The following is a 19,692-nucleotide window of genomic DNA, read 5'->3' as shown; positions in this document are numbered from 1 at the left end:
ATCAAGTAACTTCTTTTTGCCAGGAAACAATATCAAATTCAGAGGGATCTTCAGATATGCCAGACTATGGCCTTTAACCTATGATGTTTTTAACAGCATTACTTTTATCAACTGAGCTCTATAATTTTAATCTGCAGCAATGCAATACCCCTGACGCATTGCTTAATACAGCAAAAATACTCGAAAGTACTTATAGAGAACCTATTTCTCAGGCAGGGATCCCGGTTGACCGCAGGATTGATGCATTCCGGGAATTTAACAAGAAATGCATTTTTCATCATACTATCCAGTATAGAAATCGCACGGAAAGCAATGACAGACAGCTGATGTTGAATGCTGTGGAGAAATCATTTTTCTATTCCAGAAGCCAGATGTTGTTGGAGCATTATCAGCAACATTTGGATCAGCAGGCAGATTATCAGCCAGGCCGTACTTTTATTCATACTTTAAACGAAATTAAAAATCCAAAGGAAAGGGCTGGGGAATAGCTACTTTTGAATTCAGATTCGATCTTTGTCAATTTTGACAAATCAAATACTGTTGTCATTGTAGGTTCTCCTTATTGTCAATTTTCGGTTGCGTTAAAAGCATGGCTGGAATCAAGGAAAGGACGCATTGATCCAACTTTAGTATGGGTAACGAAAGCGCCGGTTGGCGTCTCTGCACAGCGGTTTTTTTCGGATAAAAGCAGGGGGGACTTTTTGCTGGTTTCTGATTTTGAATATTGGACTTCCATCAAAAATTGGGCAACACCTGCGATCTATCAATTTAAAGACGGAGAGCTGGTGAGCTACACCGAAGGCTTTTCTGAAGAAACAAAAAAATTCTTTTTACAGCTTGAGTTGGCTAAGAAACATCAATGAAAGTGCCGTCAGGTACAGTACGACAAACGCCCGACCAGATGTATCGGGCGTTTTAGCTTAACCTGAGTTCAGGTTCACTGAAAAAGCTTCAGCCTGTTTGAACCCCCAACTGATCAAGCGTGTCTTTATGGCTTGGCAACTTGTCAGTAATGTCTGTCACTATCAGTTTTAAATCCTGCATAAACTGCTGTAGTTTTTCAGACGAAACCTGATTAGCCAAAGGGTGGTATTGCTGCGGTATCAGGTTTTGTCCCAGCATCACTTGTTGCCAGGCCACTTCACTGAACAGATCATCCTGCTCACGTTGCACTACTGCACTTTGGCGAAACAGTTCCATTTTTTGGGTCAGGCTATCAGGGACGCTCATAGTGCGGCAATAGCGCCAGAACTCACTGTCATTTCTTTGAGTCTGGTGGTAGTGCAGAATAATAAAATCCCGAATTTGCTCAAATTCAGTGACAGACTGCCGGTTGTATTGTTCACGCTGGCTGGCATAATCGGTTGTTGCCGGAAACAGCTTGGCTAGCCGGATAATGCCTGATTGAATTAAATGCAAACTGGTGGACTCCAGCGGCTCAAGAAAACCGCTGGCAAGACCTAACGAAATACAGTTTTTATGCCACTGCATTTTGCGTCGCCCTGTGGTAAAACGAATTAGACGTGGCTCGGCCAGAGCATCACCTTCTAAATTACTCAGTAAATGCTGTTGTGCTGACTCATCATCCATAAAGTCGCTGCAATACACCACACCATTACCTGTGCGGTGCTGTAGTGGAATACGCCATTGCCAGCCTGCCTGATGTGCTATAGCTCTGGTATAAGGGACTGCAGCGCTGCGGTTTGCGCTTGGCACCGCCAATGCTCTGTTACATGGTAGCCAGCGGGACCAGTCTTCATACCCTGTTCTGAGAGTTTGCTCTGCCAACAGCGCCCGGAATCCTGAACAATCAATAAATAAATCGCCCAGAATGACTTGTCCGTTTTCCATCACCAATGTCTGGATATCGCCGCTGGTTTGATCCTGGGTGACAGAGGCAATTTTTCCTTCAATACGTTTAACACCCTGCTGTTCGCTCAGTTTTCTTAAGGTTGCAGCATAAAGCGAAGCATCAAAATGGTAGGCGTAACTTAGCTGTTTAAATGGCGTGCCGGGGAGTTGGTGTAGTGGTGCAAATTTGTTGCGGCTTGCTGCCTGATAACAAGGGGAATAATCCCAGTAACTATCAGTGAAGCCTTGGTGTTGTGCCCTTAGCCAGAAATGATGAAAGCTGGTCAGCCCTAAGTCTTTGCCAATATCACCAAAGGCATGCATATATTTGTCACCCTGCTGACCCCAGTTTTCAAATTGGATTCCGAGTTTAAAGGTGCCTTTAGTGGACTGGATAAAATCGGCTTCTTTAATGCCTAAAGCCTGATTAAATAATAAGATCGGCGGTATTGTGGCTTCGCCCACACCAACAATACCAATATCTTCAGATTCAACCAGCGTGATTTGCAAATGATGGGGAAAAAGTTTGGACAGCATAGCTGCAGTCATCCAGCCGGCCGCTCCTCCTCCGGCTATAACCAGATGTCGTATTGGTGTAGGCATATATATCTCCACATATAAAAAAGGCCCCTGAGCCAAGATACAGCAGCAGGGGCCTCTTCGGCAGTTTTGTTAATGCTTACAGCTTATAGCTGATGCCTAACATAAAGTTACGACCGTAGTTTTGGAAGTCACGTACCTGACGACTATCGCCATTCTGGTAGGTCACGAAAGGTTCGTTGTTCAGGTTACTCACCTGGAACAACACAGATAAACCTTCCAAACTCTCAATATTGGATTCTGAGAAATCATAGCCGATTTGAGCGTCGATCACAGTTTCAGCTTGTACGCTTACCGTCTGACGAGTCAGACTGATACCCGTCACTTCGCCCAGGAAATCTGAACGGTAGCGGGCGCTGGTGCGGACCTCAAAGCCTGAATTCTCATAGTACAGCGTCGCATTCACAACTTTTTCCGATAAGCCCGGTAAAGCAGTTGGTGCGCTGCTGGCATTCTCTTTTACTTCGCTGTCCGTGTATGAGCCGCTCAAAATAGCGCCAAAACCTGTCAGAGATTGATGCAGCATTTGGCCCGTCAATGACAAGGTTAATTCCAGCCCCTGAACATGGCCACCGTTGCCATTTTTAGGTGTGCTGATATAACCCTGACGTAAGTTCGGCTCAGCCCCTGTCACAGGTAAACCTGTGAAGTCATAGAGCTGCTGTTCATTAAAGATGTAGTTTTCCAGATCTTTGTAGAAGACAGCTGCAGCAAAGTAACCATCATCACCAAAATAAGTTTCGTAACTCAGATCGTACTGGCGAGCCATCCATGGACGTAAAGCCGGGTTGCTACCGCTTGCACTCCAGGGGGAGGCATTGATATCAGTATTTTGCGCTCGGGTGATGTCGTAGTTGTAACCGTTACTTGCATTCATACGGTCCATGCGTGCGCGAGCCAGGGTGCGTGCTGCTGCGACACGAACAACCTGCTCATCTGCTACCTCAAAACCAAAGTTAAAGCTAGGTAGCATTTCCCAGTATTTATCGCCACCACTTACCGGTGTGGCTACGACATAACCGGCGCTATTTTTTGTAGTGGCAAAACCATTAGAGGACTGGTCAGTGTGCACTGCCTGCAGACCAAAGTTACCTTTAACAGGGATTCCTCTTACTTCGCTTTCAACATTGGCTTTTGCATAAGGTGTTAAAACTTTTTCTGTGATATCCCAGTTGTTTTGCACCCGGCCAGTATCATTTAATGCATCATTGGTTTCGTTATAGAAACCGTCACGATATAAAGCCAGTGAGTTGTATGCCAGCATGTTACCCATGCCGATAAAGTCCAGCGACACATCAGGTAAACGGTAGTTCGCAGGTACAGCAACGTCTGCCGGGTAATCTTTAAGAGTCAGATATAAACCTGTATCACGTTTTGATTTCTCACGGGTGCTGCTGTTGATACCAAATTCAACAGAACTGATAGAGCCTTGCTCAAATACCCTTTTTGCTGTCAAACGCACAGCGGACAGTTCATCTTCAACATGAGGTGTGTTGATAAAGCCATCCTGTGCATTACCTGCCACAGTCAAGCCGTTACCCCAGCTTAAAGGGCCGCCTAATTTCATAATGTCTGTGTCTGAGTAATCCAATGTAGGGGTAAAACGCATTGAACCATCAGCAGTATATTCAAAGGCAATGTTGTCTGTAACACCGTTTTGATAGCCGCGACCACTGCCGCTGTAGCTTTCTAAACCAAAATCTGTGCGATCTGCTTTTGAGTAGCTCAGGTCCGTCTCAACAGACCACAGGTCTGTTAACTGCGCTTCAGTATTCCAGCCAATAGCAATAGTGTCCGCATCACGCATGTTGACATCGTTACGCATCACGACTTCAACGTCGTTATAAACGCCTTTGGTCACTAACCCATTATCGCTGGTGTAACCAGGTTGTAAGGTATTGCCCTGAGGACCCCAAATGAAAGGTAATTCAATACCACGCAACAACTGAGTGTCATTGAATTTCGAGTAGTAAACATCGACCATGGTGGTGACTGCTTCGTTTGGTTTGTATTCGACAATACCTAACCAACCATCCCGCTCCAGTTCGCTTGAACGTACGAAGGGTTTTGCACCGCCTATAGAAATATTATCATCACCGGAATCTGTGTAACCCCAAGCATTCCAACGTTCTTCCTGGTTTGGAGATACCATTTTGGCATAACCAAAGGCTACACCTACAGTGTCATCTAAAAACTGGTCAATGTAAGAGAAGCTGCCGCGGTAGCCATTTTCTTTACCATCCGGGTTTAATGAACCCAATGAGTTACGCTCCCCACGCAAGTTCACTACCATCGTCTGCTCACCATGAGCTAAAGGACGAATGGTTTGCATGTCGATGGTGCCACCAATGGCTTGCGCCATCACTGAAGCATCTGGAGTTTTATAAACTACAACGTTGCTCATCATTTCTGATGGATATTGGTCAAACTCAACACCACGGTTGTCACCTACAGTCACCTGCTCACGGCCATTTAAAGTTGCTGTGGTGAAATCCGGAGCTAAACCACGAACCGATACAACGTTGGCGCGACCGTCAAGGCGCTGTGCGGCCAGACCAGGTAAACGAGCCAGGGACTCGGCGATACTCATATCAGGCAATTTACCGATCTCTTCGGCGGATACAGCTTCAACAATGGATGTTGATTCCATTTTCAAAGCCTGAGATTGTTGCAAGCTGCGGCGAATACCACGAACTTCGATCACTTCGACTTGCTTCTGGATTTGATCTTGCGCTTCTGTAGACTGAGTTTCTTGTGCAACAGCAAGTGAACTTGCTCCTGCGGTTGCCAACGCTATGGTCAGCATGTTGAGTTTGAAGTTCTTCATTCCTTATCCCCGGTGTGTTGTTTTTTATGTGCTTTTTAAGTTCTGGTTTGACCCGCACTTTTCGCACGATAGTGTTAACCCATGCTTTTATTAAACTTGTTCGGTCAACATCTCAACATGAATACGTATTCATTTTTTCTAAAGTGCACGAGCATGGCGCAAATTGTGTTTTTTCGCCCCAAACTGGTGCATTTCCTGCTTTTGCAGAATGTGAGTAAAAATACCAACTACTGCAAACATATTTATAAATGCAGCGCAGAAGCATAGCCAGAAGGGAGAGTGTGCATACGTATGCATCTACTCTGGCATATGCTCCACTGATTTTTTGCACTAAGTTGTAGCACCTTATTGTCGTAACTTCAGTGTAGCAGTTACTTTTAACCCATCCCGAAAGTGATGTGTTGTTTGGTTTAACTACTAAAAATGAGTAGAGAATTCTATGAAGATGAATCAGAAACTTTGCGTTTTCTGGATTGGACTATTGGCTTTAGCCGGGACTTTAGTTCCTGCGGAAGCTGCAAGCTATAAGCGACACGAACTGGCTAATGATCAACTTCAGATCACAACCGAAGAGTACAAAGTGCAGCTTAGTTTTAGAAGCAGTGGCGCTGTAGAAATAGAGTATCAGCGTGATGGCGAAAAGCAGTTACCTTCTTTTGCTTTAGCCGATTTGAAACAAAAAGTGCCTGGACAGCTAAGTGTTACTGATGATTTTTTAGAGTTCAAAACCCGACAACTGACAGTCAAAATACAAAAGTCGCCTTTTCAGTTGAGTTATTATCGGGACGGTGAATTCATTCTGGCAGAAGAAAAAGGCTTTTTTGCCCATGAAACCTTACGTGGTTTTCGCTTTGCACTGCAGGATGATGAAAAGCTGTTAGGCACAGGTGAGCGGGTTGTGGGCATGGACAGACGTGGTCAGCGTTTGCCCTTGTACAACAAAGCTAGTTATGGCTACAGCACCGAAGCGCAGCAAATGTATTTTGGTTTGCCTGCTGTGATGTCGAGCAAAAAATATCTGCTGCTGTTTGATAACAGCGCCAGTGGTTTTGTCGACTTAGGTAAAACAGAAAAAGATGTACTGCAATTCGAAGCAGTGGCAGGCCGCACTTCTTACATAGTGATGGCGGCAGCGACTTATCCAGCGTTAATAGAGCAATATGTCACAGTCACAGGCAAACAACCGCTGCCACCGCGTTGGGCTTTTGGTAATTTTGCCTCACGTTTTGGTTATCACACTGAAGCTGAAACCCGCGCCATAGTGGATAAATTTGCCGCTGAAGACTTTCCGCTGGACGCTGTAGTGCTGGATTTATACTGGTTTGGGCCAGATATTCAGGGCCATATGGGCAACTTAGCCTGGGATAAAAAAGCCTTTCCAAACCCTAAAGGCATGATCAGCGACTTTAAAGCCAAAGGCGTCAACACTGTCTTAATCACAGAGCCTTTTGTATTAAGCACGTCCAGTCGTTGGGATGAAGCGGTCAATGCCAAAGCCTTAGCTAAAGATTTAGCAGGTAAGCCTAAAACCTTTGATTTTTATTTTGGTAACACGGGTCTGGTGGATGTGTTTTCAAAAGAAGGATCAGCCTGGTTTGAAGGTATTTACAACGAGCTGGCCGACTATGGTGTGGCAGGCTGGTGGGGCGATTTAGGTGAGCCTGAAGTGCATCCTGCGGATGCGATCCATAGTATAGGCACTGCAGATGAAATCCATAATGCCTATGGCCATCGTTGGGCTGAACTGGTGTATCAGAATCGCTTAAAACAGCAACCAGCGCAGCGCCCTATGATTATGATGCGTTCTGGTTTTGCCGGGTCACAGCGTTTTGGCATGATCCCCTGGACTGGGGATGTCAGTCGCAGCTGGGATGGTTTAAAACCTCAGGTCGAACTGTCGCTACAAATGGGCTTGTTAGGCATGGCCTATACCCACTCAGATTTAGGTGGTTTTGCCGGTGGTGAAGTGTTTGATAAAGAAATGTACATCCGCTGGTTGCAGTATGGTGTATTCCAGCCTGTCTATCGCCCTCATGCCCAGGAGCAAATAGCGCCGGAACCTGTGCTGCACGACAAAGAAACCAGAGATATTCTGCGTGACTATGTGAAATTACGTTACCGCTTGTTCCCTTACAACTACAGTCTGGCTTATCAAAACAGCACTACAGGTATGCCATTAATGCGCCCGCTGTTTTTTGAAAATGAAGCGGACACCAGCTTAATTGCCAACAAAGACAGCTACTTGTGGGGCGATGCTTTTTTAGTAACTCCTGTCACAGCTGCTGGTGTGAAGTCTGTCGCAGTGCAATTGCCTCAAGGCGTCTGGCTGGATTACTGGACAGAGAAAGCGTATCAGGGTGGCCAAACTATTCAGCAACCAACAGATTTAACCACACTGCCTGTGCTGGTGCGTGCTGGCTCCTTTGTGCCTATGGTAAGCGCAGTGCAAAGTTTAAAAGATTACAGTAGCCGCCAGTTGGAGCTGCATTATTACCATGATCAGTCCGTAACCACGGCCAAAGGCCAGTTATATGAGGATGACGGTGTATCACCCAATTCGTTAACAAGCGGCCAGTATGAGCTGCTGACCTTTAATGCTAAGGCAAATAGTGCGAAGGCAAAGAGCAGCCTGACACTGGAGCTAAACCGCACTGGTTTAGGTTATGCCGGTATGCCAAAACAGCGTGAAGTGACCCTGGTTGTGCATCAATTGGCGAAGCCTGCGGAAGTGGCAGTGGATGGCAAAACCTTGAAATGGGTTGGCTCTGAAGCAGAGCTGACAGCAGGAACTGCCTGGTTTGATCAAACGAAGCAGCAAGTAAGGCTGAAATTAAACTGGGATCAGGCCAAAGTGACGGTGGTGCTGTAATGACAACTATTCGTCAGATAAAGGCAGTGCTGCTGGGGCTGGTAGTAGTGGCTCCTGCGGCTTATGCCAGTGAAATCGAACACCTGGAGCCTGCCTTTTGGTGGGCAGGTATGAAAGAACCCAAGCTGCAACTGATGGTGCATGCGAAGGATATTCAGCAGGCTAAAGTGCAGTTGAATTATCCAGGCGTCAAACTCACTGGGCTACAAAAGGTCAAAAACCCCAACTATCTGTTTGTGGATTTGGAGCTCAGCCCGGATGTGAAACCTGGCAGTTTTGAGCTGGTGTTTACACAAGATGGCAAAACGGTAGCCCGGCATAACTACAACTTATTAGCACGTCAGCTTGGCTCTGCGCAGCGGCAGGGGTTTAGCCAAAAAGATTTGATTTACCTTATAACGCCGGACCGTTTTGTTAATGGCGACAGCTCGAATGATGTAGTCAAAGGCTTAAGCGAAGGACTGAACAGAAGCAATCCTGGCGGCCGCCACGGCGGCGATATTGCCGGTATGCAGCAGGCCTTACCTTATCTGCAACAATTGGGTGTAACGCAAATTTGGCCTCAGCCATTAACTGAAAATAACAGCCCGGCTTATTCCTACCATGGTTATGCCGCTACCGATTTGTACAAAATAGATCCACGTTTTGGTAGCAACACTGACTATAAACACTTTGTATCAGAAGCGAAGAAACTTGGGATAGGTGTGATTCAGGACATAGTGGTCAATCACATTGGTTCGAACCATTGGTGGCTTAAGGACTTACCCGAAAAAAGCTGGCTGAACTACAACGCCAGTTTCCACCCGACCAACCATGCCCGTACTACGGTGCAGGATCCTTACGCCGCCAAAATTGACGCCAAAGCTTTTGTTGATGGCTGGTTTGTTGACAGCATGCCGGATTTAAATCAACGCCATCCGTTATTGGCGACTTATCTGATCCAGAATTCTGTTTGGTGGGTGGAGTACGCAAATTTATCTGGCATTCGGGAAGATACTTATTCTTATGCGGACAAAGACTTTTTAACGGCCTGGTCAAAACGCCTGATGAGCGAATACCCGAATTTTAATATTGTCGGCGAAGAGTGGAGTGCCAATCCAGTGGTGGTGTCCTATTGGCAAAAAGGTAAATCCAATTCAGACGGTTATCAGTCCTTTACTCCCAGCATGATGGATTTTCCGCTGTATTACGCCTTACTGGCTGCTTTGACCGAAGAAGAGGCCTGGGACAAAGGCTGGGTGAAACTTTATGAAGCCTTGGGCAATGATGTGATTTATCCGGATCCAACCAATTTAGTCTTGTTTGAAGGTAATCACGACACGGCGCGGCTGTTTTCTTTGTTAAATGAAGACAGAGATTTGTATCAGATGGCGATGATTTACCTGCTGACATCGCCCCGAATTCCGCAGCTGTATTATGGCACTGAAATTCTGAAACAGAGCCCAAAACAGCGTGATGATGGTTTGGTCCGCAGTGATTTCCCTGGTGGTTGGGCGGGGGATGCAGTGAATGCCTTTACAGGCAAAGGGTTAAGTCAGGCGCAGCTGCAGGCTCAGCAACTGGTGAAAACACTGGCTAACTATCGCAAAAACAACACTGTGCTGCAGCAAGGGCAGATGAAACATTTCAGCCCGGCAGATGGCGTTTACAGTTATGTCCGTTATCAGGATAAGAAACAGCTGTGGGTGTTTTTTAATAAAAATGCTGAAGCCAAAACTGTAGATTTAAATCGCTACTCTGAGTTGATGCCAGCCAATGCCCGTTTTACTGATGTGTTGACAGGCAAAACCATCACCAGCAAAGGCAAGCTGGAATTGCCTGGGCGTGGCAGTCTGATGCTGCAACTTCAATAAGGCAAAGGCGGAATTTTTAGCAATTTTAGCAACAAATTACGGCCGGCCCGCAGTAACGGATAACTGTAGCGGGCGCGGCCGGCAGACTGAAACCACCATAACCAGAGTCTGTTGCGCCAATTGCGTTCATTAACTGAGGCCAGTAACTGCAAAACCTCTGCACCTTTTAACCAGCGCCCGTCCACCCGCAGTAACATGCTTTGATTAACAATCAAGTTCTGGTGCTGTAACTCAGCCAGCAAAAGCGGAACTCGTTCTGCTAAGTTCCGTGCGTCGAGCAGCGTCAGTTCACCAAAGTGTTGCTGCAAACGTTGCGCGGCCACAAAATTCTTGCACAAAGGGCAATCGCCGTCGTAAATCAGTAATAGCTGCTGCATAAAATGCCTTGTGATCAAAACAGCCACTTTAACGGAAAATTCGATGCTCCGGTTCTCTGACGATAAAATAGCCAAATTTCACTGGCGAAAAAGCACCATAAGGTTAAACTAGTAAGTAGTTTAATTTCTGGTCGCCAGATCAGATGGAGTTTGTGATGATTACCAATGTCAGCCAGGGTTTTATTCCGTCAACGCCAACAGTAAATCCTGCGGCTACACCCAGTTCAGGTTCAACTTCTGGCAGCACCAGTACTTCAGCATCTGCCAGCAAAAAAGCAGAACTGGAATTTAGTCCAGGTCGTAATTCGGCGAAAGATTACTCAGCTGTGCAGCAAAGTTTAGCCAAAGGCAAGGGCGCGGTGGAAAGTGCTCAGGCGGCCACTAAAGATATAAAAGACTCTTTGGTGAAGGTGCGGGAGGTTGCTACCAAACTGGCTGACGATTCGTTAGCAGCACCACAACGCGAAAAATTACAAAAAGAGTATTCAGAGCTACGCAGTGGCATCGAAAAATCACTGGAAGGTGCCAGCTATAAAGGCGGCGATGGTGGCAAAGGCGTTAATTTACTGACGGATAAAGACAGCACCAAAGTGACTACTAATAGTTATGGCAGTCAGTCTGCACTTGGCAGCAGTCAACTGGATAAACGTCTTGGTTTACCTGAAAAAATTGGTTCAGCAGCGGAAGCCCGCGAGCTGCTTAATGGTAAAGAGGGTAAAACCAGCGCTCTTGCGGCTGCTGAAAAATCAGTCAATGAAAGCTCAGAACGTTTAGCCAAAGAAGATAAAAAACTTAAAGCGCAGTTAGAAACTGCCACTGCTGTCAGTAAAGCTGCAGCTAGTCTGGAGTCTGAGCGTACAGGGGGGCGTAACTCAGCCCGAGCTGCGCCAGATGAAGAAAGTAGAGCAGCTTTACTCAAGCAGGCTGAGGAAACCCGCCAGCAATTAAAACAGCAAACCATGGGCATAGGCAACAAAGAACAAGGTGCCCGCTCTCTGCTGAGTCTGTTCAGTTAAGCCGGTCTGATGCGCAGTCCACTGGATCTGTATCGAACTACCCGTCTTTTAGCGTCGAACACCAAAGCCCTTGAAGCCCAGGTGTTCCGTCGTGTTTTGTATCAACTTGATATAGCCGCGCAAGATTCTGAGCTGGAACAGGCCAAAGCACTGGCCGATCTGCGGCTACTTTGGCTGACAGTTTTAGGTTTAGTGACAGACCCGGATAACCATTTATCCTTATCTCTGCAGCAAAGCTTAGAGCAGCTGGCTTATGCTGTGATTGCAGAATTAGATCTCGCTGCAGCTGAGCAGGACAGAGCATGGTTGATTCAGGTGACCAGTCAAATTGCCGAAGGCTTAGAAAGCTGACATTTATCTGGTTTGCTTTGCCGCTAGTCGCAGTGAAAATCTTAAGACTGGACAATACCTTCCTTTTCTCTACACTGGTTTTGCGTAAAAACCAAATAACTATACCCAAAGTAATTGGAGTTGCAGGGCGGCGACAAGAGCGTGAGACCCCAGAAGCATAGTCGTCCTATGTGACTGTGGATAGAGCGCGCAGTCAACAAAGCTGCAGCTTCAAGTACGAAGGGAATAAAATCAATTCCAGGAAGAACCATGTTAAATAAAACTACTCTGGCCCTTGCCGTGCTTTTAGCACTGGCGGGTTGTGACAAAGCTCAAACTCCAACTCAATCCACTGAAACTCCGGTTGCTGCTGCAGCTGAAGTGAAAACCTTAACCTCAGGTGTTGAGCTGTCCAATATGGACACCAGTGTGAAACCTCAACAGGACTTTTTCCGTTATGTAAACGGTAATTGGCTGGCAAAAACTGAAATTCCGGCGGATAAAGGCCGTTGGGGTAGTTTTGACGAATTGCGGGAAAATGCAGATAAACAAGTGTTGGCGATAGTGCAGGAGCTGGCAGGTAAGACCGCTGAACCTGGTTCTGATGTTCAGAAAATTGCTGATCTTTATCGCTCATATATGGATACAGCTACCCTGGATACTTTGGGTTTAGAACCACTTAAAGCTGATTTTGCCAAAGTGGATGCGGTCACTTCTCATGCAGAATTAGCCAAACTATGGGGCGAATTGCAGGCTGAACGTACCGGTACTCCAGTGGTGTTATTTGTTGGTCAGGATCAAAAGGCCTCCGATCAGTACATCACATTAGCAAGCCAGTCAGGTTTAGGTATGCCAGACCGTGATTACTATCTGAACAGCGATGAAAAATCGAAAGAAATTCAGCAGAAGTATCAGGCCTATATCACTAAAGTCGCAGAACTGGCGCTTTGGACTGATCCGGCGAAAGTGGCAGCCACAGTGTACGCTATAGAAACAAAACTGGCTGAAGCACAATGGAGCCGGATACAGAACCGTGATCGTAATGCCACCTATAACAAGTTAAGTTTGGCGCAACTGGCTGAAACAGCTCCGGGTTTTGATTGGGCCGCTTTATTGGGAGCCGCTAAACTTGCTGATGTAAATGAAATCGTTGTGCGTCAGCCAACCTATCTGACGGCTTTCGCCAAACTACAAAGTGAAATTCCGGTCGCAGACTGGCAAACTTACTTAAAATTCCATCTGGTTCGTGCGAACAGCCAATTGCTGGCTAGCAGCTTTGACCAGGCCAGTTTTGAGTTTTATGGCAAAACGCTATCAGGCTTAGAAGCGCAGCGTGACCGTGAAAAACGAGCTGTATCCGCGTTGGAAGACACTTTAGGTTTTATGCTGGGCAAAATTTATGTCGAGCGTCACTTCAAACCTGAAGCTAAAGAGCGGATGGACCAGTTGATCAAAAACATGAGGGTTGCGTTTAAGGAAGCTATTGATGGTCTGGAGTGGATGAGCCCTGAAACCAAAAAAGCAGCTCAGGAAAAACTGACCAAATTTAATGCCAAAATTGGCTACCCTGATGTATGGCGTGACTATAGCTGTCTGGACGTGAAGGCGGGCGACTTAGTTGGCAATATGCGTCGCAGCAGCCAGTGTGAATTCGACCGTATGGTGGCTAAATTAGGCAAGCCGGTGGATCGTACTGAATGGGGCATGACTCCTCAAACGGTTAATGCGTACTACAGCTCAACGATGAATGAAATTGTCTTCCCTGCTGCAATTTTACAACCACCGTTTTTTAACGTAGATGCGGATGATGCAGTGAACTATGGCGCCATTGGTGGTGTAATTGGCCACGAAATTACCCATGGTTTTGACGATCAGGGCCGCCGCTCAGATGGCAACGGTAATTTAACCGATTGGTGGCAACCTACAGATGCAGAGCAGTTCCAGAAACGAGCTCAGTTAATGATTGACCAGTACAGCGCCTTTAACCCTATTGATGATTTAAAATTGCAGGGTGCTTTAGGTTTAGGTGAAAACATTGCTGACTTAGGTGGTTTAACTGTTGCATTTAAAGCCTACCAAACCTCATTACAAGGCAAACCTGCTGCTGTGATTGATGGCTTTAGCGGTGATCAGCGTTTCTTTATGGGCTGGTCTCAGGTATGGCGAATCAAGTTCCGTGATGCCTCCTTACGCCAGCAAGTGATCACCGGACCTCATTCTCCAGGTATGTACCGGGTGCTGGGTGTACTGTCGAATATGCCTGAGTTTTATCAGACCTTTGATGTAAAACCAGGTGATGGCATGTACCGTGACGACGCTGTACGGGTCAAAATCTGGTAACTACCAGACTTAGATAAAAGGACGCTTTTTAGCGTCCTTTTTTTGCCTTCATACTTGACGCCGCAGCGTTGTTGACTGCGCGCACGAGCCCAAGTCACATAGTTACCTATGCTCTTGGGTCTCGTTCACTGGTCGCCTAGCTGCAACAACAATTACTTTGGCAAAGTGGTGTAGGGCATAGTAGATTTGGGCTGATGTGAAAAGTGGAAGCTGACTTGAATACGTATTCATCTTGTTGTGCAGCATGTATCGCTGTTCTAATCGGACACCCTACAAAACGATGTGCAGCGTTATAAAAGACTGACACACAGACTCGGGATAAAGGTCAGCAGACCAAAAGCCAAAGTGCTTCACCTGAGATCGAACCCGTATTTTATTCAAGAGTGGCTGATTGCTGGATGTATTCCTCAATAAAGCTGCCGGACGCAACAGGACAACGATATGCAACAAAAGCCCAATCTCAGTTTTTGGCAAATCTGGAATATGTGTTTTGGATTCCTCGGGATCCAGTTTGGTTTTGCTCTGCAAAACGGTAATGTCAGCCGTATTTTTCAGACGCTGGGAGCCAGTATTGATGAAATCCCTATTCTATGGATTGCAGCTCCGTTAACAGGTCTGTTAGTGCAACCTTTGATTGGTCACTTTAGCGATAAAACCTGGACTAAGTTAGGCCGTCGCCGTCCATTTTTCCTCTATGGTGCCATAGTCACCACCTTAGCTTTGTTTTTTATGCCCAACTCGCCAGGCTTATGGATAGCAGCCGGTATGTTGTGGATTTTAGATGCTGCTATTAATGTCACTATGGAGCCATTCCGCGCTTTTGTGGGTGACAACTTAAATGCGAAACAACGCCCTATGGGCTTTTCGATGCAAAGCTTCTTTATTGGTGTAGGCGCTGTTATCGCTTCTGCTTTACCCTGGATCCTGACCAACTGGTTTGAAGTTGCCAACACAGCACCTGAAGGTCAAATCCCTGACTCAGTAAAATATTCTTTTTATGTTGGTGGCGCTGTATTGCTGCTGGCGGTACTTTGGACTGTGATCCGCAGCAAAGAATACAGCCCGGCAGAACTGGCAGAGTATGAGAAAGCTGAATTGGCCGAGCCAAATCATCAGGCACCTGCTATGCAACCTGCAGGTTCAGGTAAAACCTATTTCCACCGTGGCTGGGCTTTTGTGTTGGTCGGTATTATCTGCCTGACTGTTGTATACAACTGGGATATGGACAAACAGCTGTATATTCTTGGCGGCGGTTTAGCTGCTTTTGGTTTATTGCAGTGGCTGACCAGTTGGTACAAGACCAAAGAAAACTACACTATGTTGGTGCAAATCATCGACGATTTGTACAGTATGCCTATTAGTATGCGCCGCTTAGCTGTAGTGCAATTTTTCTCCTGGTTTGCATTGTTTTCATTATGGATTTATACCACAGCCGCTGTCACTGCCACTCATTATGGCAGCAGCGATACCACCTCAGCCGCTTATAACGAAGGCGCAGACTGGGTAGGCATTTTGTTTGCAATTTACAATGGTTTTGCCGCTATTGCAGCCTTGTTAATCCCTATTATGGTGCGCAAGTCCAGTATTCAACTGACGCATAGTTTTAACCTGGTTTGTGGTGCCTTTGGTTTATTCGGTTTTATGTGGATAGAAGATCCGCTGATGCTGTGGATCCCAATGATCGGCGTAGGTATGGCGTGGGCATCGATTTTATCTTTACCTTACGCTTTATTAGCCGACAGCCTGCCAGCCAATAAAATGGGTGTGTATATGGGCATCTTTAATATCTTTATCGTGCTGCCACAGTTACTGGCCGCCAGTATTTTAGGTTCACTGGTGAATCACTTGTTTGATAAACAAGCCATTTATGCACTGGTTATAGGTGGGATTAGTTGGATCATTGCTGCTTTGTATGTGTTGCGTGTGAAAACCCGCCGATTGGCTTCTAAATAACGGCTCTCCTGCTTTTGACCTGTTTATGCGATGGACAGGTCAAAAGCACCTTAAAGTCTTGCTACTGACGTTACTTCTTTTGCCACCTGAATTGAGCCCATAACAGTTGTTGTTTTTCAGGCATAAAACTCCAGGCAAGGATCCGGCTTTGTTTGTTGCCTTGTTGCATTGCAATAAGCTGTTGCTGAGCGCCAAGTTTCTTCAACTGTTGTTGTAAAGCCGGCACGTTTTCCTGCTTCGATACCAGACTGCTAAACCAAAGCACTTGTTGCGCATAACTCTGGCTTTCATCGATCATCCGCCGGATAAAAGCGGCCTCACCGCCATCACACCAAAGCTCGTGACAACGCCCTGCAAAGTTGAGTGTTGTATTGTGATGTCCAAGGTTTTTAGCCTTACGTTCACTGCCTGCCAAAGCCTGCTCGGCCGACGTATGAAAAGGCGGGTTGCATAAGGTCAGATCAAACAAATCGTTGGGCTGGATAATGCCCTGAAAAATATGATCTGAGTTATGTTGCTGTTTCAGAGTAATTTTTTGTTGCAGCTGATTTTGTTCAATTAATTGCTGAGCAGCATTGACCGCTTGTGGATCCAATTCTGAAGCTGTTACTTTCCAGCCATATTCAGCCTGAGCCAACAAAGGATAAATCAGGTTAGCGCCACAGCCTGTATCCAGCAGTTGTACTTTTGCTCCTGTAGGAATTTTGTTTTTATTCAGTACAGCAAGCAGATCGGCCAAATAATGCAAATAGTCGACGCGGCCGGGCACTGCCGGACATAAAAAACCATCAGGCAGCTGCCAGTGCTCTATCGAATACTGCTGCTTTAACAGCGCCTGATTGAGAGTTTTTACTGCGTCAGGGTTGGCAAAGTCGATTGAAAGCAGGCCATAACCATTGTCCCGTACAAAAGCTGTTAATGCCGGTACAGCTGCGCAGAGGGCCGTAAAATCATATGCTTGTTGGTGTTTGTTGCGCGAATGCAAACCTTTACTGGATATATTCATCAGAGGAACCCGGGCTGCAGCTTAACGCTCTGCAGCACCACAAGATTGACGGACTATGATTTTTGGCTGAATTTCTGTTAGTTCTACGGCTTGATGATTAATCAGTTTTAGTAAGTTAACCACCAGCATTTCACCGGCCAAAGAAGTGTTTTGTTGAATAGTGGTTAACGCCGGCGATGAAAAGGAGGCAACCGGAATATCATCAAAACCTACCACTGCGACATCTTCAGGTACTTTCAGGCCTTTTTTCTGCAAAGCGCGAATTGCGCCTACGGCAATCAAATCACTGGCACAAAACAGTGCGTCAAAACTTTTACCCTGTTCATGAAGTTGATTAATGGCATTAAAACCTGCCTGCTCTGTTGAAATAGCATCCAGTTGCGCCACTGTACTTTGCGCAATGCCTGCTTGTTCTAAGGCGTGCACCATTCCCTGATAACGAGCCAGAAATTCAGGACTGTTGTCGGATGCATTGCCGATAAAAGCGAAACGTTTTCGTCCTTGCTGCAGCAGATGCTGTCCAGCCAGTTTGCCTCCTTGCAAATTATTGCTGCGGATGGTGAATTCTGGATGGCCATGCACTTCAGCGCCCCAACAAACAAAGTGGGTTTGCTGTGCTAACAGGGTGTTTAGTTTTTCTTCGTAGTCTTTGTAGTCACCATAACCTAGCAGAATAATGCCATCAGCTTTTTTACTGTCTTCGTAATCGGCATGCCAGTCATTACTCAACTGCTGGAACGAGACTAATAAATCATGACCACGCTGACTGCAGGCTCGGGTGATACTGCCGAGCATCGCAAGAAAAAATGGATTAATTTGTGACTCATCCACAGTCGGGTCTTCAAACAGCAATAGTGCCAGAGTGCCGGTGGTTTGTTTTCGTAAATTACTGGCGTTTTTATCTACCTTGTAGTTCAGCTGTTTGGCAATGGCAAAGATTTTGTCTTTGGTTTCCTGATTAACAGCAGGGCTGTCACGCAATGCACGGGATACAGTGGATTGTGATACGCCGGCAAGATAGGCGATGTCAAAGGAAGTTGCTTTTCCTTTCATCGGTGTCATCGGGGCTATTCCTGGCTGATTTGTTGACTTCATATACCCTTCTTTCTTGAAGCTGCAGCTGCGTTGACTGCGCTCTATCACCCCAATCACATAGGACAACTATGTTCATGGGGACTCTATCTCTTGTCGCCTTGCTGCAACTCCAATTAATTTGGGTAACACCCTTCTTTCTTGAAGCTGCAGCTGCGTTGACTGCGCTCTTTTACAATAAAGATCTTCGGCCCAATCACATAGGGCAACTATGTTCATGGGGACTCTATCTCTTGTCGCCTTGCTGCAACTCCAATTAATGTGGGTAACACCCTTCTTTCTTGAAGCTGGAGCTGCGTTGACTGCGCTCTTTTACAATAAAGATCTTCGACCCAATCACATAGGACAACTATGTGATTGGGGACTCGTTCTTTTATCGCTCTAACATCGCTTTATCTGCGAGACGGACTGGGATAAAACCCGCCGTTACATTTATTTTCAGAAAGCTCTTTGTTACTACTGCAATCACTGGCTGGTTTGCTCTTTTTTATAATGGGCATCATAGCATTAAATTCACCTGTTTGATCCTTTTCACCAGTGGTGGGAAAAGGTCTTCAGAACATTTAGTTAGCTTGGTACAAGCCCATCAGATTTTGTCCGTTTGACCGTTCTGCCATTGTGACTTCATACGACAATTTGTGTGAAGTTGTTAACTTTACTTAAGCTGTTTTGTATTAACTGCTAAAGTACGCGACATGAATAGTATGGGTGATGTGTCGATGAAATCAGTGGTCTGGCTTTTTTTCATCTGCTTTTTTTGCAGCGGTGCCGCTTTGGCATGCGCTACAGATCAAGACGGTTGTGTAGAGTCTGAACAATTTCAGTTATCTGTCGCACTGGGGGCAGGGCAACGTAGCAACCCTTTGTATGACGGTGACAGTTTTCCTATGCTGGTTTTACCGGATTTTAGCTACTATGCAGATTCCTGGTTTATCGACAATGGCACCTTGGGTTATAGCCTGCAACAAAATGATCGCTTTGCCGTGAGTCTGGTGATGCGGCTAAATTCAGAAAAAGGTTACTTTCAGCGCTGGTTTGCTGGCAATGTGATTACCTTTAACAGCTCCGGAGCTTTATTACCTCCAGAAGTGGAAACTGGCACTGAGAAAGCGATGAGTACAGTTTCTATTGAACATGTTAAAAAGAGACCAACAGCAGTAGATGCCGGATTGCAGCTCAACTGGTTTGGCGAACAATGGCAAAGCCGACTGAACCTGTGGCAGAACCTGAACTCGAAGTACAGCGGTCAGAATGCCAGTTTGAGTTGGTCACGGTTTTGGCCACTGGCGGGCGGACAATTTGATCTGAGTGGCACCTTGTATTGGAAAAGTGCCAAACTGATCGATACCTATTATGGTGTGGGTAACGATGAGTTGTATTACCTGCAGCGATATCAAGGACGTGCCAGTTGGCAACCTGAGTTACGTCTGGGCTGGCAAAAAGCGTTGAATTCTCGTTGGTCAGTACTGACTTTTTATAGATATCTGCATTTGGATAGTGCTATGACGGATAGCCCGTTAGTGCAGAAAGATTCGGTGCAGACTTGGTTTGTGGGTATGAGTTATCGCTTTTATTAAC

At 46.1% G+C, this 19,692-nt stretch carries 14 protein-coding genes; 9 read left to right on the top strand and 5 right to left on the bottom strand.

Going from position 1 to position 19,692, the window contains the following annotated elements; genetic code table 11:
* Positions 1-80 precede the first annotated feature (80 nt).
* A complete protein-coding gene (locus EK374_RS18710) occupies positions 81-488 on the top strand; it encodes a hypothetical protein (protein WP_127026049.1) in 408 nt (135 codons plus the stop codon).
* Positions 489-494: 6 nt separating this feature from the next.
* On the top strand, positions 495-863 hold the full coding sequence (locus EK374_RS18705) for a hypothetical protein (RefSeq protein WP_127026048.1): 369 nt from the start codon (positions 495-497) through the stop codon (positions 861-863).
* Positions 864-951: 88 nt separating this feature from the next.
* Here EK374_RS18705 and EK374_RS18700 read toward each other — a convergent pair whose 3' ends face one another.
* Positions 952-2,454 (bottom strand): tryptophan halogenase family protein, encoded by a 1,503-nt coding sequence (locus tag EK374_RS18700; RefSeq protein WP_127026047.1) that lies wholly within the window; start codon positions 2,452-2,454, stop codon positions 952-954.
* A gap of 76 nt (positions 2,455-2,530) precedes the next feature.
* Positions 2,531-5,278, bottom strand: coding sequence for a TonB-dependent receptor (locus EK374_RS18695; protein WP_127026046.1), 2,748 nt, complete (start codon positions 5,276-5,278; stop codon positions 2,531-2,533).
* A gap of 439 nt (positions 5,279-5,717) precedes the next feature.
* Here EK374_RS18695 and EK374_RS18690 point away from each other — a divergent pair, with 439 nt between their 5' ends.
* Together EK374_RS18690 and EK374_RS18685 are read left to right on the top strand one after the other, a co-directional pair.
* Positions 5,718-8,147: a glycoside hydrolase family 31 protein gene (locus EK374_RS18690; RefSeq protein WP_127026045.1), complete on the top strand. Its 2,430-nt coding sequence runs from the start codon at positions 5,718-5,720 to the stop codon at positions 8,145-8,147.
* On the top strand, positions 8,147-10,000 hold the full coding sequence (locus EK374_RS18685) for a glycoside hydrolase family 13 protein (protein WP_164731913.1): 1,854 nt from the start codon (positions 8,147-8,149) through the stop codon (positions 9,998-10,000). Before EK374_RS18690 ends, EK374_RS18685 begins: the two co-directional genes overlap by 1 nt.
* Here EK374_RS18685 and EK374_RS18680 read toward each other — a convergent pair.
* Positions 9,994-10,377, bottom strand: a complete 384-nt coding sequence (locus tag EK374_RS18680; RefSeq protein WP_127026044.1) for a DCC1-like thiol-disulfide oxidoreductase family protein — start codon at positions 10,375-10,377, stop codon at positions 9,994-9,996. The genes EK374_RS18685 and EK374_RS18680 overlap by 7 nt on opposite strands.
* Positions 10,378-10,532: 155 nt before the next feature.
* On the opposite strand from EK374_RS18680, the gene EK374_RS18675 reads away from it, so the two are divergent.
* The 4 genes from EK374_RS18675 to EK374_RS18660 all read left to right on the top strand — a co-directional run bounded on the left by EK374_RS18675 (position 10,533) and on the right by EK374_RS18660 (position 16,016).
* Entirely contained in the window at positions 10,533-11,393 is an 861-nt protein-coding gene (locus EK374_RS18675; protein WP_127026043.1) for a hypothetical protein, read from the top strand.
* A 9-nt stretch (positions 11,394-11,402) separates the two neighbouring features.
* On the top strand, positions 11,403-11,744 hold the full coding sequence (locus EK374_RS18670) for a flagellar biosynthesis regulator FlaF (RefSeq protein ID WP_127026042.1): 342 nt from the start codon (positions 11,403-11,405) through the stop codon (positions 11,742-11,744).
* A gap of 249 nt (positions 11,745-11,993) precedes the next feature.
* The gene (locus EK374_RS18665; RefSeq protein WP_127026041.1) at positions 11,994-14,063 is read left to right on the top strand and encodes a M13 family metallopeptidase; all 2,070 of its coding nucleotides are present in this window, start codon (positions 11,994-11,996) and stop codon (positions 14,061-14,063) included.
* A 441-nt stretch (positions 14,064-14,504) separates the two neighbouring features.
* Positions 14,505-16,016 (top strand): MFS transporter, encoded by a 1,512-nt coding sequence (locus EK374_RS18660; RefSeq protein WP_127026040.1) that lies wholly within the window; start codon positions 14,505-14,507, stop codon positions 16,014-16,016.
* Between the two features lie 70 nt (positions 16,017-16,086).
* Here EK374_RS18660 and rlmF read toward each other — a convergent pair whose 3' ends face one another.
* Positions 16,087-17,022, bottom strand: coding sequence for a 23S rRNA (adenine(1618)-N(6))-methyltransferase RlmF (rlmF, locus tag EK374_RS18655; RefSeq protein ID WP_127026039.1), 936 nt, complete (start codon positions 17,020-17,022; stop codon positions 16,087-16,089).
* 21 nt (positions 17,023-17,043) lie between these two features.
* Complete coding sequence (locus EK374_RS18650; RefSeq protein ID WP_206099239.1) at positions 17,044-18,084, bottom strand: LacI family DNA-binding transcriptional regulator; 1,041 nt, start codon at positions 18,082-18,084, stop codon at positions 17,044-17,046.
* A gap of 725 nt (positions 18,085-18,809) precedes the next feature.
* Between EK374_RS18650 and EK374_RS18645 the strand changes: the two genes are divergently transcribed.
* Positions 18,810-19,691, top strand: coding sequence for a MipA/OmpV family protein (locus EK374_RS18645; protein WP_127026038.1), 882 nt, complete (start codon positions 18,810-18,812; stop codon positions 19,689-19,691).
* The last annotated feature ends 1 nt before the right edge of the window (position 19,692 follow it).

The sequence above is a fragment of the Rheinheimera mangrovi genome (genome assembly GCF_003990335.1).
Taxonomy (GTDB): Bacteria; Pseudomonadota; Gammaproteobacteria; order Enterobacterales; family Alteromonadaceae; genus Pararheinheimera; species Pararheinheimera mangrovi.
This window is presented reverse-complemented; position numbering and strand designations above follow the sequence as displayed.

What these genes read in the sequence shown, in the direction of transcription:
- EK374_RS18645 (WP_127026038.1), top strand. Translation starts at nt 18,810, where the DNA reads ATGAATAGTATGGGTGATGTGTCGATGAAATCAGTGGTCTGGCTTTTT.
- EK374_RS18670 (WP_127026042.1), top strand. Translation starts at nt 11,403, where the DNA reads ATGCGCAGTCCACTGGATCTGTATCGAACTACCCGTCTTTTAGCGTCG.
- EK374_RS18700 (WP_127026047.1), bottom strand. Translation starts at nt 2,454, where the DNA reads ATGCCTACACCAATACGACATCTGGTTATAGCCGGAGGAGGAGCGGCC.
- EK374_RS18680 (WP_127026044.1), bottom strand. Translation starts at nt 10,377, where the DNA reads ATGCAGCAGCTATTACTGATTTACGACGGCGATTGCCCTTTGTGCAAG.
- EK374_RS18675 (WP_127026043.1), top strand. Translation starts at nt 10,533, where the DNA reads ATGATTACCAATGTCAGCCAGGGTTTTATTCCGTCAACGCCAACAGTA.
- EK374_RS18685 (WP_164731913.1), top strand. Translation starts at nt 8,147, where the DNA reads ATGACAACTATTCGTCAGATAAAGGCAGTGCTGCTGGGGCTGGTAGTA.
- EK374_RS18695 (WP_127026046.1), bottom strand. Translation starts at nt 5,278, where the DNA reads ATGAAGAACTTCAAACTCAACATGCTGACCATAGCGTTGGCAACCGCA.
- EK374_RS18660 (WP_127026040.1), top strand. Translation starts at nt 14,505, where the DNA reads ATGCAACAAAAGCCCAATCTCAGTTTTTGGCAAATCTGGAATATGTGT.
- EK374_RS18710 (WP_127026049.1), top strand. Translation starts at nt 81, where the DNA reads ATGATGTTTTTAACAGCATTACTTTTATCAACTGAGCTCTATAATTTT.
- rlmF (WP_127026039.1), bottom strand. Translation starts at nt 17,022, where the DNA reads ATGAATATATCCAGTAAAGGTTTGCATTCGCGCAACAAACACCAACAA.
- EK374_RS18650 (WP_206099239.1), bottom strand. Translation starts at nt 18,084, where the DNA reads ATGACACCGATGAAAGGAAAAGCAACTTCCTTTGACATCGCCTATCTT.
- EK374_RS18690 (WP_127026045.1), top strand. Translation starts at nt 5,718, where the DNA reads ATGAAGATGAATCAGAAACTTTGCGTTTTCTGGATTGGACTATTGGCT.
- EK374_RS18665 (WP_127026041.1), top strand. Translation starts at nt 11,994, where the DNA reads ATGTTAAATAAAACTACTCTGGCCCTTGCCGTGCTTTTAGCACTGGCG.